13 protein-coding genes, 1 tRNA gene and 1 pseudogene are annotated in these 15469 nt (G+C 59.5%); 7 read left to right on the top strand and 8 right to left on the bottom strand.

What is annotated here, in order from left to right; translation table 11 throughout:
- Positions 1–116: 116 nt before the first annotated feature.
- From DCC27_RS02370 to DCC27_RS02385, 4 genes are all read right to left on the bottom strand, one after another.
- Positions 117–488 carry a hypothetical protein gene (locus tag DCC27_RS02370; RefSeq protein ID WP_110110045.1) on the bottom strand — a complete coding sequence of 124 codons (372 nt, stop codon included), beginning with the start codon at positions 486–488 and terminating at the stop codon, positions 117–119.
- Positions 489–1271: 783 nt separating this feature from the next.
- Positions 1272–2384: a hypothetical protein gene (locus tag DCC27_RS02375; RefSeq protein ID WP_110110046.1), complete on the bottom strand. Its 1113-nt coding sequence runs from the start codon at positions 2382–2384 to the stop codon at positions 1272–1274.
- Positions 2385–2412: 28 nt separating this feature from the next.
- Positions 2413–4002, bottom strand: a complete 1590-nt coding sequence (locus DCC27_RS02380; RefSeq protein WP_246840115.1) for a DUF2079 domain-containing protein — start codon at positions 4000–4002, stop codon at positions 2413–2415.
- 117 nt (positions 4003–4119) lie between these two features.
- Positions 4120–4193: transfer RNA gene (locus DCC27_RS02385), tRNA-Arg, on the bottom strand.
- Between the two features lie 259 nt (positions 4194–4452).
- Between DCC27_RS02385 and DCC27_RS02390 the strand changes: the two genes are divergently transcribed.
- Together DCC27_RS02390 and ettA are read left to right on the top strand one after the other, a co-directional pair.
- Positions 4453–4917: a single-stranded DNA-binding protein gene (locus tag DCC27_RS02390; protein WP_110100375.1), complete on the top strand. Its 465-nt coding sequence runs from the start codon at positions 4453–4455 to the stop codon at positions 4915–4917.
- 66 nt (positions 4918–4983) lie between these two features.
- Positions 4984–6666 carry an energy-dependent translational throttle protein EttA gene (gene ettA / locus DCC27_RS02395; RefSeq protein ID WP_110099519.1) on the top strand — a complete coding sequence of 561 codons (1683 nt, stop codon included), beginning with the start codon at positions 4984–4986 and terminating at the stop codon, positions 6664–6666.
- A gap of 142 nt (positions 6667–6808) precedes the next feature.
- Here the strand turns inward: ettA and DCC27_RS02400 are convergent, their stop codons facing one another.
- Entirely contained in the window at positions 6809–7726 is a 918-nt protein-coding gene (locus tag DCC27_RS02400; RefSeq protein WP_110100376.1) for an acyl-CoA thioesterase II, read from the bottom strand.
- 110 nt (positions 7727–7836) lie between these two features.
- Here DCC27_RS02400 and DCC27_RS02405 point away from each other — a divergent pair, with 110 nt between their 5' ends.
- Both DCC27_RS02405 and DCC27_RS02410 read left to right on the top strand, forming a co-directional pair.
- Positions 7837–8523: a hypothetical protein gene (locus DCC27_RS02405; RefSeq protein WP_110100377.1), complete on the top strand. Its 687-nt coding sequence runs from the start codon at positions 7837–7839 to the stop codon at positions 8521–8523.
- Positions 8524–8591: 68 nt separating this feature from the next.
- Complete coding sequence (locus DCC27_RS02410) at positions 8592–9341, top strand: SDR family oxidoreductase (RefSeq protein ID WP_110110047.1); 750 nt, start codon at positions 8592–8594, stop codon at positions 9339–9341.
- 33 nt (positions 9342–9374) lie between these two features.
- On the opposite strand, the gene DCC27_RS12355 is transcribed toward DCC27_RS02410, so the two are convergent.
- The 3 genes and pseudogenes from DCC27_RS12355 to pepN all read right to left on the bottom strand — a co-directional run bounded on the left by DCC27_RS12355 (position 9375) and on the right by pepN (position 13039).
- Positions 9375–9752, bottom strand: a complete 378-nt coding sequence (locus tag DCC27_RS12355) for a globin (protein ID WP_233242980.1) — start codon at positions 9750–9752, stop codon at positions 9375–9377.
- 144 nt (positions 9753–9896) lie between these two features.
- Positions 9897–10343 (bottom strand): annotated as a pseudogene (locus DCC27_RS12360) (OsmC family protein); the annotation flags it as partial.
- A complete protein-coding gene (pepN, locus tag DCC27_RS02420) occupies positions 10340–13039 on the bottom strand; it encodes an aminopeptidase N (protein ID WP_110100380.1) in 2700 nt (899 codons plus the stop codon). The pseudogene DCC27_RS12360 and the gene pepN, both read right to left, overlap by 4 nt.
- Before the next feature lie 233 nt (positions 13040–13272).
- Between pepN and DCC27_RS02425 the strand changes: the two genes are divergently transcribed.
- The 3 genes from DCC27_RS02425 (at position 13273) to lipB (ending at position 15439) form a co-directional block, all read left to right on the top strand.
- Positions 13273–13776, top strand: a complete 504-nt coding sequence (locus DCC27_RS02425; protein ID WP_110110048.1) for a ribose-5-phosphate isomerase — start codon at positions 13273–13275, stop codon at positions 13774–13776.
- 11 nt (positions 13777–13787) lie between these two features.
- Positions 13788–14678: an Fpg/Nei family DNA glycosylase gene (locus DCC27_RS02430; RefSeq protein ID WP_110110049.1), complete on the top strand. Its 891-nt coding sequence runs from the start codon at positions 13788–13790 to the stop codon at positions 14676–14678.
- Between the two features lie 74 nt (positions 14679–14752).
- The gene (gene lipB / locus DCC27_RS02435) at positions 14753–15439 is read left to right on the top strand and encodes a lipoyl(octanoyl) transferase LipB (RefSeq protein ID WP_110110050.1); all 687 of its coding nucleotides are present in this window, start codon (positions 14753–14755) and stop codon (positions 15437–15439) included.
- The last annotated feature ends 30 nt before the right edge of the window (positions 15440–15469 follow it).

Here is a 15469-nt window from a genome sequence, read left to right on the forward strand (position 1 = left end):
CACTCATGGAATAGCTGACGTCCAGCATCCCGCGCGACTTATCTGAAAGTAGCCTAAAAGGTTCCTAGGACAACGTGAGACGTCGGGGGACTTATTGAAGCTCATGTGGCTCGTCATCAGGCATCATCGGGCCGTGCCCGGAACGGACGTCGGTAGGTGACCGGCCAACACACACCCGAGGCGATGAACCTGCCGTGAGCGGTGCGTTGGACCCGGTCGCTTTCCATAGCGTTTTGAAGTCCTTGCTGGAGCCGGTCTTGCGCGTGGTGGTCTGGGCTGACGGTGATCGAGGAATTGATGACGGCGTCGGTGCCCACCAATCGATGCCACGTAGCCTCCAGCAACTGCTCAGCCGAGAGCCTCTGCGTTGCAGGGGCCTGGGCGAGGACGGCCCAGTGGGCGTTGGCGATTTCCCGGATGGGGATGCCTGGCACACGCACAGCTGTTCGGGGCGCTCGGTCCTGGAAAAGGTGCGGTGACAGATCCACGCTTGCCGATCCACCCAGCTTGGCCACAGAGCGCCATACTGGTCTTCCACCACGTGAACTGTGGTGCATTGCAGCGGCCATTGCGTGGTGACCAGCTCGAAGACCGAGGTGTTCACTCGTGTGGCAGACGCCGCTGGAGGAGCCTCGGCTCGGGCGGGTTGGCCCCAGCGCGGGTCGAGCGCTCGTTGTGCTGCGGAGATGTAGCGGGGGGTTCCGGCCCGGTCATGTGGTGCGGGCGGTGGCCCTGTCCATTCGAAGCCCTGGACACCTCGCTCAGCGTGGCGGGAGGCATCTTCGCTCTCCTGAACCAGTTCACCCAACGCGCGAGGATCGTCAGCGGAGGGAGGATACTGCGGTGACGAGGAGTCGGTGAGTTCACAGAACATCTCCTGGGCGTGAAGGTCGTGACGGTAGAACTCGGCGGCGTGAGGCCGCGTCTCCACGAACCATCCGGAATCGGGGTGCGGGTGCAACGCCTCAAAGCGTTCGGTGAGATCCTCAATCATCTCGTCTCGGGCGGCGCCCCCACCATCTGAGGCGCTTCACTCAAGTGGCCTCGGCGGTTTTCTTGTTGTTGGTCCATACCTTGCTGACCCCGGCTAGCCAGAACGATCAACACAATCAGCAGGATCAGTCCAAAACAGCCCCCGCACCCTTTGCGCACCACAGTCTCCCTCTGCCTCGATTGCCACCAGGCTCTCACGGTCTGCTCACCCGGCGAGACCATTCGTGGATTAGCTATTGGCGCGGTGTAGCACGGGATAAGGATCAGCAGGTTCAGTGTTAGGAACGTGAATGCCGGGGTGTGACCGGACGCCGGTAGAGCACCGGCCACTGGGTGCGTCCTCTCCTGATCTGGTTCGGACCGGCTGTCGCTAACCGGTCGGTGGCCAGTCCGGTCTCGAGGGCATCCCACACCCGTTGTTCGGCTTGGGGAGATGCGTGCAGGTCCTCGGCGGTTAGTCCGAGCTGTTCGGCGGTAGCGACGACCAGGTGGTTGGTGGTGGCGCGCTGGTCCTCGCAGGTGCCGAGTCCAGCCCAGGCGGCATTGGCGAGCTCAATCAACGGTACAGCGTCAGGATCGGCCAGCTGCTCAATGCTGAGCTGGCGGAATACGCCCCAGTCGGGTTGATGGGTGGAAGCCGGCCAGATGAACCCGTCATGATCACGGGCCAAAAGCTGGTGGGTCACCAGCCTGTTGAGTAAGGAATCCAGGGTTTTCTGTTCGGCCTGGCCGAGGCCAGCGGCGGTGAAGTCATCACGGATGATTCGTTGATGCACCGGCCAGTTTCTGGCCACATATACCATCAGGTTTTCTGCTAAACGCTCTGGCTGGTTGTCCGCCACAGTATCCCGGCGCAGTGGGGCACCCCAACGCCGGTCCAGGATGAATTGGGTGTTGTTGGAATCGCTAACCGTATCGCTGAGTTTGATGGCTCGATCAATTTCGAGGAAGTTTTCGGTCAGTTCGCCCAGCACCGAGACGAGGGCGTCCAGTTGCTGTGAGGACACCTGCAGGCTACCGGGTTCTGGAGCGAGCTCGGTGAAGCGTTGATAGCACGCTGACTGGCTGGCTCGGAAAGCGCGGACGAACCGACTGGACTCATCGGCCCAGCCCGGGGTGTCGAAAACCACCTCGGTGCTCGAACCAGGGTGTCGGGGGTCAGGTCCCTCGGGCAAGGCCAGCAAGGCAAAGAGCTCCTGTTGCAATTCCGCCAGACGCCGTTGCGCATCTAAACCGGCGTGGTTTCCTTCCGTAGCTGTCAGCTCGTGGTCTTCACTGCGACCTCCCAACAGCCGGGAGGCCATCATGTTCCAGCCGAACACCAACAGAGCGATACCACCCACCACCGCTACGGCCACTAGTAAGGTGCGGAAGAGCTCAAAACCATCCATGGATCCTCCTTGTCAACCGGTCGTGGAATTAGCGGTGCAGATACTGCGAGCAGGCAGGGTCAACCGGCTGATCGCGGTGAAGGACCCAGACACCTTGATCCTCCCAAACTACCTCAAAGCCGAGCCGTTCAGCCCGGTCGAATGCTTGCGATGGGGTCAGCGGGTGGTTGCCACCCAGCTCCTCGACCTCGTCATCAATAATCATCCAGGTCGACCGGTCGTCGTTCAACGTCCCGTGGAGACCCACCGCGGTGCGAGTGCTCAGATGCGGGGCGGCATGGTCGGCCGCTTCGACACAGACGTCGTCGGGGATCATTGATACGGCGCGGTCAAAGGCTTGTGCTTTCTCGCTGGGTATCCAGTACGTAGCAGTGAGTAGCTGGTGGAACGGGAAGACAGCCGGGAAGGTCACGGTGCCGACCAAGCTCACGCCAAGCACCACCGTACCGACCACGGAAGCCGGTCGTGGTCGGGGCTGACCGGTAGTCGCCTCCGTGGCGTCCTTCGGGAGGTGGTTGGTGCCAGGTGTCTGGGAGCTGTCTGGCCAGGTCCGGACCCATCGAGTAAGTCGATAAGCCCCATCGACGGCAGCCAGCATCAAAATCACCGAGGGCATGGCGTCGTACTGGTACACCGGCGCCCAGACGTTTAACCGGTCATTGAACAACCGGGAAAGTAACAGCGGAGCTGCTGCCAGGGTAATGGGCGATAACAACGGCAAGAGCAACAGGGGCACGAAGTGAAGGAGCCACAGCCCGATCTTTAGCGGATGATCAAACAGGATGCCGATTGTTTCCAAGGGGTTGGTGAGCATAAAGGTCAAGGAGGAACCCAGATCCTCACCCAGGGCGGTATATTCCCAATACGAGAATTCTCCCGAGGGGGAGAAATAAGGGATCACGACCTGTAAAACCACGACGAAACCGATCATGCCACTCACCGCGGTGACCAGAGCCTGCCACCAGGCCCGATAAAACAACATGACCACGGCGATGGCGACCAGCGTGATCCCCATGTCTTCCCGAACAGTGAGCAGGATCAGGCTCAGCCCGCACGCCAGCCAGAAACGGCGCGCATCCAGCGCCCACATCACCCACGCAATGACCGGCACCCCGAGCGTGACTTCGTGAAAGTCCCAGTTGACCATGGCCTGGAAAGGCCAGAACGCTAGCAATGCGGTGCTGACCACTAAGGCACAGACGTGGTGGTGGCTGCGGCGCCGGGTGAAGAAATAGACCGGAATCGCCGTTGAGGCCAGTGCCAGGGCCATGATGATCCCCAACATGCGCGGGTCGTCCCAGATCCAGTAGAAGGGAGATAGTAGCGCCAGGATCGGGTGGAAGTGGTCCCCGAGCAGGTGGAAACCATCGCCTTTAATCGGCACGATTGGAGGCTTAAACAACGAGTATTGGCGTACTGCCTGGTCGAAAATTCCCAGGTCGAACCCTTTGGCGTGGTAGCCGTTAAACCGCAGGATCGAATGGGTGATATACACCGCGATCGCCACGGCCATTAGGATGCCGAGATGACACCACACTTTGGCACGAGACGGGATCGCCGGTCCGGTCTCGGCCTCAGCTTGAGTCTGCTGGGTGTTCTGCTGCATAGCATGTGACACCTTATTGGGTCTCCTCACGGTCCGGTCTCGCCATATATCATGCCCCGCGGGGTCAGGGGCACACCGGTCGAGGCAAGACCGGCACACCAGATCAGCACACCAGCACCTGGTCAACAGCGCCCCAGGAGGGATTCGAACCCCCGACCTACGGATTAGAAGGCCGTTGCTCTATCCAGCTGAGCTACTGAGGCAAATGAGCACCCCTATTGTATCCGCTTTGTTCCCCACAGGGCCAATACACGCGCCACCACTATCCACAGTTGAGGTCCTGCAGGTGTCGAGTTGTCCTCAACTCGACGAAGCTGGAGGTAACCCGGACAGGGCACACACGTGCTGCCAGTCTGGGAGCTGAGAACAATGCCATCGATGAATAACCATCACCGTCAGCTCCCACCCACCCACCGCATCGGGGTATTCAGGGGGCAGACATGATGAGAAAGGGGCTGGACGATGCGACAAAACATGACGGTACGAGGCACCGTGGGAACCGAACCACGAAAAGTCACGCTACCCTCGGGGGATTCGGCGGTGGATTTCCGCTTGGCCTCGACGGAACGCAAATGGAATCAGCGCACGGGAGAGTGGGAAGACGGCAATACCAACTGGTTTACCGTCACCGCCTATAAGAAACTGGCCGATAATGTCTACCGCAGTGTCGTGAAAGGTCAACCCGTGGTCGTGACGGGCAATTTGTCCATTCGTCCCTGGACGTCCAAAGACGGACAGCGCCAAGGGACAGCAGTCGAAATCTATGCCACCACCATCGGCCACGATCTGGCGATGGGGTTTGCGGAATTCTCGCGTCCGTACGAAATATTTGCGGGGTCCACCGAGTCTTGGGACGCCTCTCCGCTGGTGCGCGACCCGGTCGAAACCCCGCAGGGGGAGGGCGACGATCCAGAGGTTGCTGCCTAAGCTAGCGTGCGGTGGCCGTGGCGTGCGAGTACGCATTTGCCACGGCCACCGACTACTGTAGAGGGCATGGCGGAATTTATTTACACCATGATCAATGCCCGCAAAAAAGTTGGCGATAAAGTCATCCTCGATGACGTCACCATGTCGTTCTTCCCCGGAGCGAAGATCGGTATGGTCGGCCCCAACGGTGCGGGTAAATCAACGATTCTGAAAATCATGGCCGGTCTGGACGAGGCCTCGAATGGTGAAGCACGTCTCAGCCCGGGATACTCGGTCGGAATTCTCTTGCAGGAACCTCCGCTCAACGAAGAGAAAAATGTGCTGGACAACGTCCGTGAGGGCGTTGGAGAGATCTACCAGAAGCTTGAGCGCTACAACCAGATCTCTGCCGAAATGGCCGAGCCAGATGCGGATTTCGATGCCTTGATGGAAGAAATGGGCACGTTGCAGGAAGAGATTGATGCCGCTGATGCGTGGGACATCGACTCTCAGTTGGAACAAGCCATGGAAGCCCTACAACTACCAGATGGTAACGCTGACGTCACGCATCTCTCTGGTGGTGAACGTCGTCGTGTTGCGCTGTGTAAATTGTTGCTGGAACAGCCTGACCTGTTGTTGCTTGATGAGCCCACCAACCACCTGGACGCAGAATCGGTGCAGTGGCTGGAAGGTCACTTAAAGACCTACCCCGGCGCTGTTATCGCCGTGACTCACGACCGGTATTTCTTGGATCACGTGGCCGAGTGGATTGCAGAAGTCGACCGCGGTCGTCTTTACCCCTACGAAGGTAACTACTCCACGTATTTGGAGAAGAAGCGTGAACGGTTGGCCGTTCAGGGGCGCAAAGACGCCAAGCTGGCCAAACGCCTCAAGGACGAACTCGACTGGGTTCGGACCAATGCCAAGGGGCGTCAAGCCAAGCAGAAGGCTCGTCTGGCACGTTACGAAGAGATGGCAGCTGAAGCGGAGAAGACCCGCAAGCTTGACTTCGAAGAGATTCAGATTCCGCCGGGCCCCCGCTTGGGATCGCAGGTCATCGAAGCCACCAATATTCGCAAAGGCTTTGGCGATCGCGTCCTGATTGATGACCTGTCGTTCTCGCTCCCGCCGAACGGCATCGTCGGTATCATCGGGCCGAACGGTGTGGGTAAGACCACCCTGTTCAAAACCATCGTGGGGCTGGAAGACCTCGACGGTGGAGAGCTGAAGATCGGTGAGTCGGTGAAGATCTCCTACGTGGATCAGAACCGTGCCAATATTGATCCCGAGAAGTCCCTGTGGGAGGTCGTCTCTGACGGACTGGACTACATTCAAGTTGGCAATGTGGAGATGCCTTCTCGGGCCTATGTGTCCGCTTTCGGATTCAAAGGCCCGGACCAGCAGAAGAAAGCTGGTGTGCTCTCCGGCGGTGAGCGTAACCGATTGAACCTGGCGCTGACGTTGAAAGAAGGTGGCAACCTGCTCCTCCTTGACGAGCCGACCAACGACCTCGACGTGGAAACACTCACCTCACTGGAAAACGCTCTGCTGGAATTCCCCGGGTGTGCGGTAGTCATTTCCCACGACCGGTGGTTCTTAGACCGTGTCGCGACCCACATGTTGGCTTGGGAAGGCACCGAAGAAAACCCCGCTCACTGGTACTGGTACGAGGGGAACTTCGAATCCTACGAGGCAAATAAGGTCGAGCGTCTCGGCCCCGAGGCAGCACGTCCGCACCGGGTGACCCACCGGAAACTGACTCGCGACTAGAGTCACGATCTCCACGCCCTGAACACCAACGGGGTCTCGCCATCGTGTGTGGTGAGACCCCGTTGGTGGTTTCTGTGCTGTTAGTGCGATTAGATGCTGTGCTAACAGACGACAGTTACGGCACGTGTCAGGACTGACGAGATCATGAGGACGGGGCGTTGTCGTCATCCGGGGTGCGGATCATGCCTTCTTGGGCGACGGTGGCAATGAGGTCTCCAGCGGTGGAATAGAACTGCCCGATACTGGTGCCTCGCGCCGACTGGGTTGAGGGGTTGGACAGCACATACAGCATCCATTCATCGACCTTGATGGGACGGTGGAACCACATGGCGTGGTCTAGCGAAGCCATCGAAATCCCGGGAGTGGCCCAGAACAGCCCGGCCTGGCGCAGAATCGGATCAAAGGGCATATAGTCAGCTGCATAGGCCAGGGCAGCCGCCTGCTGATTATGTCCCAGCTCGATGCCGGAAAAGGTCTTCAACCAGCACGCTGTTTGCGAGGAACGCTCCTGCGCAGGACCGATGTAGACCGGTTCGGAAATCATCCGAATATCGAAGGGGCGACGTGAGGCCATCTCCTGGGCTTGAGGATGGTCAATGCCGCCCAACAACTCTTCAGTGCTGGGGATGCTCCGTGGGTCGGGCATGCCCTGCGGCATGGGCTGGAAAAAGTCCATCCCGGATGCCTCGGCCTGGAAGGAACAGGTCAGGGTCAGAATGGTCTTACCGTGTTGCTGCGCTGCCACATGGCGAACCGAAAAAGACCGTCCATCGCGGACTTCTTCCACCACAAAGTTAATGGGCACCTGGGCATCGCCGGGTCGGACGAAATAGGCATGCATCGAATGCAGGTGCCGTTCGTCATCGACCGTGTCACCAGCGGCAATCAATGCCTGGGCCAGGACCTGGCCCCCAAACACACGCCCACCATATTGTGGCGGCGTTGTGCCGGTATAGATTTTCTTGGAATCAATGATTGCCTGATACTCCAGATCCAAGACTTGACGGAGTAGATCCGTTGAATCTAGCCTCGGCGTCTCGGAACCATTGGTCTCGGTCATGTGAATGGTGCCCCTCTGATGAGTGCGATGCGAATAATTCTGTCATCGATCATAACCGCTCGTGTCGTCAACAGAGCGCACGCGTGTTCCATTCGTGGGAGAATGGCGGGATGACTCAGGGGCACCGCATACCGCTGGCCAATGACCGTGTCGTGAACGATTTGCATCGCTTTGCGGAACGGGCCAAGCACCTTCAAGCCACCAGCATGCGTCTCCAAGTCCAACGCAATGTTTTGGTGACCACCGTCAATATTTTCAGCCCCCTGAGCCTTGGCGACCAGATGCCCTACGTCCTCGGTGTTCGGACCGTGGGGTTGAACAACTCTGAGGACCAAGTTGGTGTGCTGGATGGACTCGACCGTGTCTACCCGTTACAAGCGATTACCGACCGTACCAGTCGGATGACCTCCCAGGACATCACGTGGCTCACGCTACCTCCGGTAGAAGAAGAAACCGCCTGGACCGGCATGACACCGCCCAGAACCCAGTGGCGACTGGTAGCGGTGATCGACGACGCTGAGCTGAGCGAATTATCTCGACAGGGCATCCGCCACGTCGCAGAAACGTTGCCCACTAGTCCCGGGGCCGCAATGGTTCACCAGGCCCGCACCGCAGTCTGGGGTGAGACATACGGGGACCCGGCCGTGGCGCAATTTCCGGCCGGGATGGCTTTTGCCGCGTCTGGACTGAGTTTTTTAACCCAGCGGGGCACCTCCCAGCTCTTTCGGGCGGGAGTCTGGTTGCGACTGACATCTCGGGGCGGGCACATCGTATCCCGCCCTGCCATCACCGTCTAGCGGCCTCGAGTACGGTGCGCTACCAGTGATCTCTATTCAGTGGCGTGCTGGTCCTTTAGAGTGACCGCATGAGGGCAATTTTCATTTCTGGAGCAGCCACAGGAATTGGCCGGGCCACCGCACAAAAATTCTTATCCGCTGGATGGCTCGTGGGAGCCTATGACGTCAACGAGATTCCCTACGGACATCCACACCTGATCACCGGGCACTTGGATGTCACCGACCCACAGCAGTGGGATACAGCACTGGCTGAATTCACCTCGCACACCGGGGGACGGCTCGATGTGCTCGACAATAACGCCGGCGTGATCATTGACGGTGCTCTGGCTCGCCAAGACCCCGCCCGAATTCTGAACACGATTGAGGTCAACTGCGCCGGACCAACCTACGGTGCCCGGGCAGCACACCCGTATTTGAAGGCCACACCCGGCTCCACCCTGGTGAATATGTGTTCGGCATCGGCGATTTACGGTCAACCCGATGTGCTGGTGTATTCGGCCACGAAATTCTACGTCAAAGGATTGACCGAAGGACTCGGGCTGGAATGGAAACACGATGATATTCGAGTCATCGATGTCATGCCGCTGTGGGCCAAGACGGCACTGGCTGAGGTGAGCGCCAAATCCATCCGCACGCTGGGGGTGCGGATTACCCCGCGAGACGTCGCCGAAAAGATCTACACCGCGGTGCATCCGCGCAACCAATGGCAACGGGCCACCATCCACTACGGAGTCTCACTGCCCGATATGGCATTCCGGAAACTCCGTGCGCTGGCCCCGGACCGCACGGTGGCTCGGGTCCTCCGCCACCTGGTCTAGCGTCGTGTGCCTGGACTGACAGGACGTGCGTGGCTAAGACCGGTTCTGCATCGCGTGGGCGGCGCGCTCGAGGTAATCCCACAGGGTCTCTTCCTGCAGGGGAGCAAGGTCTAAGGACTTCACCGCGACCTTCATGTATTTCAACCAGGTATCCCGTTCTTGGGGCCCGATCTCGAAGGGCATGTGGCGCTTCCGCAACCGCGGGTGGCCACGTTGCTGGGAATAAGTGGTGGGCCCACCCCAGTACTGTTCCAGAAACATGCGCAGTCGAGCTTCTGCAGGACCCAGGTCTTCCTCGGGATACAGGGCACGGAACTCCGGGTCCGTGGCGACCTGCTCGTAGAACACCCGCGCCAGTTTCGCGAAGGTTTCGTGTCCGCCCACCTGGTCGTAGAAGCTACGCTGTTCCACTGCCGGGGAACCGGTGGCACCGGTGACCGACACGGGTTTTTTGGCCGGTCGGGGCGGTCGCAGTGCAATCGGAGCACCCAGGCGGGTGGTGAACTGAGGTGACTTTCGCTTAGGTTCTCCGGTGGTCACCGGCTTGATGGCCACCGGAAAATTCACCGACCGGGCGACGAAACACTGTTGATGAGCTGTCTCGTGCAACTCTCCGGCCCGCTGGTAGGCCTGGGGGTCCTGGTCATGAGTCGCCTCATCCAGCCACACCTGGGGGCGTAACACCGCACTGGCGACTTGTCCGCCCTCTTTCAGGTCGTGCGAGAGCAGTAGCTCGCCACCGACCTCGATGTGGGAGACCGCCAATTTTTCTTGGCCTGCCACGAATAAGTACGACAGAATATGGCACTCGGCCAGAGCCGCCAGCAATAACTGCTCCGGATTCCACCGGGAGGTGTCACCATGAAACGCTCTGGCCGCTGAGCCCTGCAGTTCACCGGGCCCATCGGCCTGGATGAGGATATCTCGGGTGAACCCCCGCTTCGGGTGCGGGGTGTCACGGCTCGACCATTCGGCGCGTAACTGAAAGGTGTGTTCCATCATGCGTCGTTCGTCTCGTTCGTGCTACCGGTGCTGCGGTGATTGCCAGACGGTGTCGTTTCAAAGGCTCGTTGGGCCCTCAGGGACCGGATCAGATCATCGCGGTTTTCTGCCAGAACTCGTTGCAGCGCAGAATGGTTGGTAGATGCCAGGACGGTCGAGGCCTTCTCGAGAGTGGATTCGGAGACATCCCAGCCGGGGAAGAGGCCTTCGGCGAACGTTTCGGCCATCTCGTGCGAGCGCTGGCCCCAGACGGTGTCGATGACCTCGAAGTACTGGTCAATGAACGGTTCCAGCACTGCACGGTCGTGGACCCGGTTGAAACCAATAATGGTTTGGCGCTGGGTGGTATTGGACATATCAGCCTCCACCAGCCGGCTCCAGGTGTCAGCTTTGGCTTGTGCTTCGGGCCGGGCTGCCATGGCCTTATGACGAGACAACGCTCCCGTGGCCGTGGTATCGGCCTGAGCCGCTGCCTCGATCTCCGTCACCCCGGCGTAGCCACCGGCTACCAGCGAGGTCAGCGCATCCCAGCGCAGTTCGTCGGAGAGCACCAGCCCGGGCAACCGCGGATCCTGACCGTGAGCACCATAGCTGAGCACCTCGGAGAGGATCTCGAGCTGGTGGTGGCGGGCATGGAGAATGAACGCCTTGAAGAACTGGAGCTGGGTATCACTGCCGGCCGGTGCCGCGGTGGCCAGCTCCCAGAGCTTCTCGGCGACCGTGTGCCGGATCTGGGGCTGATGGCTGGCCGGAACATATCGATTCAGTGCGGTATTGAGCTGACGGATCAGAGTGAAGATCAAACTCGAGTGGGTCTCTGCACCCAGATGCTTCAGCAAGGTACTAATAAACGCCGAGGCCGAGAGCACTCCATCACGGGTCATGTGCCACAATGCACCCCAGAGCACCGCACGAGCTCCGGAATCTGCCACATCCGACAGCCGGTCGATGGTGGTGCGCGCGGAATCCGGGTCCAGCACCACCTTCGCATAGGTCAGGTCTTCATCATTGACTAGCAGAATGTCCGGGACCTTCGTGCCGGCCGGTACGTGGACCTCGGTGGTCTCACCGGTGATGTCGAGCTCGATCCGTTCGGCCCGAATCAGCCGTTCGGGGTGGGCCGGGTCGTTCCGGTAGCAGCCCACCACCGCCCGGTGGGGACGCAATGGCGTTTCACTGTGCTGAGACGACTGCAGGATCTGCAAACAGGAGATCGTCTCACCGTCCTCGGCAAGCTGTAGCTGTGGCTCGAGCGTGTTGATCCCAGAGCTCCTCAGCCACAGCTCGGACCACTCGGCCAGGTCACGGCCCGAGGCCAGCTGCAGTTCACCGAGGAGATCTTTCAGCGCCGTATTGCCATAGGCATGAGTATGGAAATAACGACGCACACCTTCCACAAATGCGTCGTGACCTACATAGGCCACCAGTTGCCGGAGCACCGAGGCACCCTTGGCATAGGTGATGCCATCGAAATTCACCAGCACGTCATTCAGGTCCCTGATATCGGCCACAATCGGATGCGTGGTGCTGAGCTGGTCCTGGCGGTAGGCCCAGGTTTTCTCGACCGCGGAAAAGGTGGTCCAGGCTTGATCAAACCGGGTGTTCTGCACCGCTGCGACGTGGGAGACGAACTCGGCGAAGGACTCATTCAGCCACAGATCATTCCACCAGCGCATGGTCACCAAGTCGCCGAACCACATGTGGGCCATCTCGTGCAGGATCGTGATGGCCCGTCGTTCGACCAGCTGTTCGGCCACCGGGCCACGGAAGACATAGTCCTCCAAGAATGTCACGGCGCCGGCATTTTCCATCGCCCCGGCATTGAACTCTGGGACAAATAGCTGATCATATTTTTCAAACGGGTAGGGCGTATTGAATTCGTGCTCAAAGAAGTCGAAACCTTGCCGGGTGATTTCAAAGAGGTTGTCACCGTCCAAATACTCGGCAATCGAAGCCCGGCAGTACAGTCCCAGCGGAATCTCTCGGCCGGTGGTGGAGGTGGCTGTGGAGTGCACCGAATAGTAGGGGCCGGCAATCAGCGCGGTCACATATGAAGACAGTCGTGGCGTGGGTGTGAATTCCCAGCGAGCCAGATGCCCCCGGCTGTGGTGTGCTGTGTCGTCCCGGCGACCGGTCACACCGGCTCCGGCTAATAATTCCAGAGGAATCGGATCTGGGGTGGGTTGGTTGGAGATCACGGTCCAGTGGTCCGGGGCGATGACCGTGAACTGGAAGGTGGCTTTCAGATCGGGTTGTTCAAAGACCGTGAACACCCGGCGCGAGTCGGGCACCTCGAACTGCGAATACAGGTAGGTCTCGTTATCGACCGGATCCACAAAGCGGTGTAGTCCCTCACCGGTATTGGTATAGCGGGCCACAGCATCGACGACCAGCACGTTGGTATCGGCGAGATGCTCGACCGGCAGGGCAATACGAGCGCCGTGATACTCGTCGGTGGGTAGGTTGATGCCGTTCAGACTCACCTCGCGCAACGAGTCCCCAACAAAGTCGATGAAACTGTATTCCGGGGCGATACTGGCGCGGTCCGCAGCGGTAAAGTGCACCTCGGTACGGGACCCGAACACTTCACCGTCCCACGAGAGATCCAGCTCAACCTGGTACGACTCGACATCGAACGCGGTGGCCCGCGCTTGTGCTTCGGTGGCCGTGATATTGAGCAACTGTGATGTGGTCATCCTCTACAAAACACCTCGCTGGACGTCTCGGGTTGATCGGATTCGAAGTCCGGTCGTCTCTTGGTCTGTTCCCCATTCTGTCACTTTCTGTCCGTTTCTTGTCTGCCACAGCAGACTCACCGTTGGATCGCTGGCTCGTCAGCCGGTGCTCCGCGGTGAGAGGGTTCGCGGTAGGGTGAAGGTGAGGCTCACACCGTCACCGACCGCAACAACACCAAGGGGAGACCAACGCCATGCGTGTGCACATTTCCACCGATCATGCCGGGCTGGATTTGGCCCACTACTTCATTGATCACCTGACTGATTCCGGATACGACGTGTTGGACCATGGGCCTCAGGCCTATGACCCCGACGATGATTACCCGTCATTTTGCATCAACGCCGCGCTCGCAGTCGCCCGGGAACGTGCAGCCGGAATGGACTCCTTGGGTATTGTGCTGGGTGGGTCCGGCAATGGTGAACAAATTGCGGCTAATAAAGTCCCCGGTATCCGAGCTGCCCTGGCCTGGTCAGTAGCCACCGCCCACCTGGCCCGTGAACACAATGACGCTCAGCTCATCGCTATCGGGGGGCGCCAGCACGCAGCCGAGGAAGCCTTGGAAATTGTGACCGCATTCTTAGAGACACCGTTTAGCGGTGAAGAACGTCACCAGCGCCGCATTAACCAGGTTGCCGAGTTCGAACAGCGCGGTGAGATCGAAGGTTTCGAACTGGGCACCGACGGGTTGGACGCGTAGCGACGTAGCTGATGCCTGAAGGACACTCCATCCACCGGTTGGCCCGGTATTTCTCCGAGGTCTTTACCGACCAACCGTTACGCATCACCTCTCCGCAGGGACGGTTCAGTGCCGGCGCCGCCCGGCTAGACGGGCGGCGGGCTAGACGGGCTGAAGCCTACGGGAAACATTTTTTCCTCGTCTTTGACCACGAGCTGATCCTCAACGTGCATTTGGGCATGTACGGGGCCTGGACCTTTGGTGGTGACGAGCACGTGGCCACCGTGTCCTCGATCGGAGCTCCACGCAAGATCGGCGAACGTGAGCAGCACGCCTTGCAGCTGAGCACCAACCCGGCCGATCCGCCCGAGCCCAAACCCACCACACGGGTCAGGATCGTCTCCGACCACGGGTGGGCTGATCTCATCGGTGCCTCTGTGGTCCGGGTGCTCACCGTGGATGAAGCTGGCGACGTGGTGGCCAGTATTGGACCCGACCCCTTGCGTCGTGATGCCGACCCGCAACGGTTTATCGACCGAGCGCTGGCCACCCGACGTCCCATCGGGGAGGTGCTGATGGACCAGAAAATCATTGGTGGAATCGGCAATATCTACCGGGCCGAAGGGCTCTTTCGCACCGGCATCAACCCGCACACCCCGTCGCGACAACTGGGCGCGGAACAGTTGCACCAGCTGTGGGAGGACGAAGTACGACTGATGCGTCGTGGTGTCGCGACCGGAAAGATTATCACCACCCGGGCCGAAGACCGTCCCGGAATCGCTCTGAACGATGCCTGGCCCGAGCACGCCTATTACGTCTATCAACGACAGAACGAGCCATGCCGGGTCTGTGGCACACAGAACATTGTCGTGGAATCGATGCACCAACGAAAACTGTACTGGTGCACCCGCTGTCAGGGATAAGATAATTTGCGTCATCAACCGAAGTCATCTGGTTTAATGGATGTACTTTCATCGCGCAGGATTGAGGGGATTGCATGCGCATTCTCAACGAACTCGACAACGGTCTACAGAGCTATGCGACCATGGACCAGCGCCAACGTGAAATTCACCGGGCTGTCTCTGAAGGCCGAGAAGAATCAACGCTCCTGATCTGGCAGGCCGAATCCACCTACACGGCCGGACGGAACACCAAGGCTGTCGACATTATCTCCGATGAGATTCCGGTGATTGAGACGGACCGTGCCGGATCGGTGACCTGGCACGGGCCCGGACAGCTCATTGTGTACCCGATCGTCAAGCTTGCCGAGCCCATCGACACATTGCGCTACATCCGCAGTGTGGAAGCCTCCGTGCTCACCGTGCTGGGTGAAAACTACGACTTGCCGGTAGAACGCATCCAGGACCGGGCCGGAGTCTGGTTGCGCAACCCCGACCGGAAGATCTCGGCCATTGGCCTGAAGATTTCGCGCGGGGCGACCATGCACGGTATTTCGCTCAACGTCACGACCGACCCCAATACATCGTTCACTGGGATAATTCCGTGTGGCATTAATGACGCTGCGGTGACCTCGATGGCAGAAGAAGGCGTCACCGACCTTGCGGTCGCTGATCTGGTTGATCCGCTGGTCGCGGAGCTCACCGAACGATTGACCCCACTGATTGATCCGGTCTACTCCACTACCGCAGAAACGCAACAGAGTCTCCAGCCACACCACAGCTGATCCGATCTCGTCTCACAAGGAGAGGAACAC

The organism is Auritidibacter sp. NML130574 (genome assembly GCF_003185725.2).
Lineage (GTDB): Bacteria > Actinomycetota > Actinomycetes > Actinomycetales > Micrococcaceae > Auritidibacter > Auritidibacter ignavus.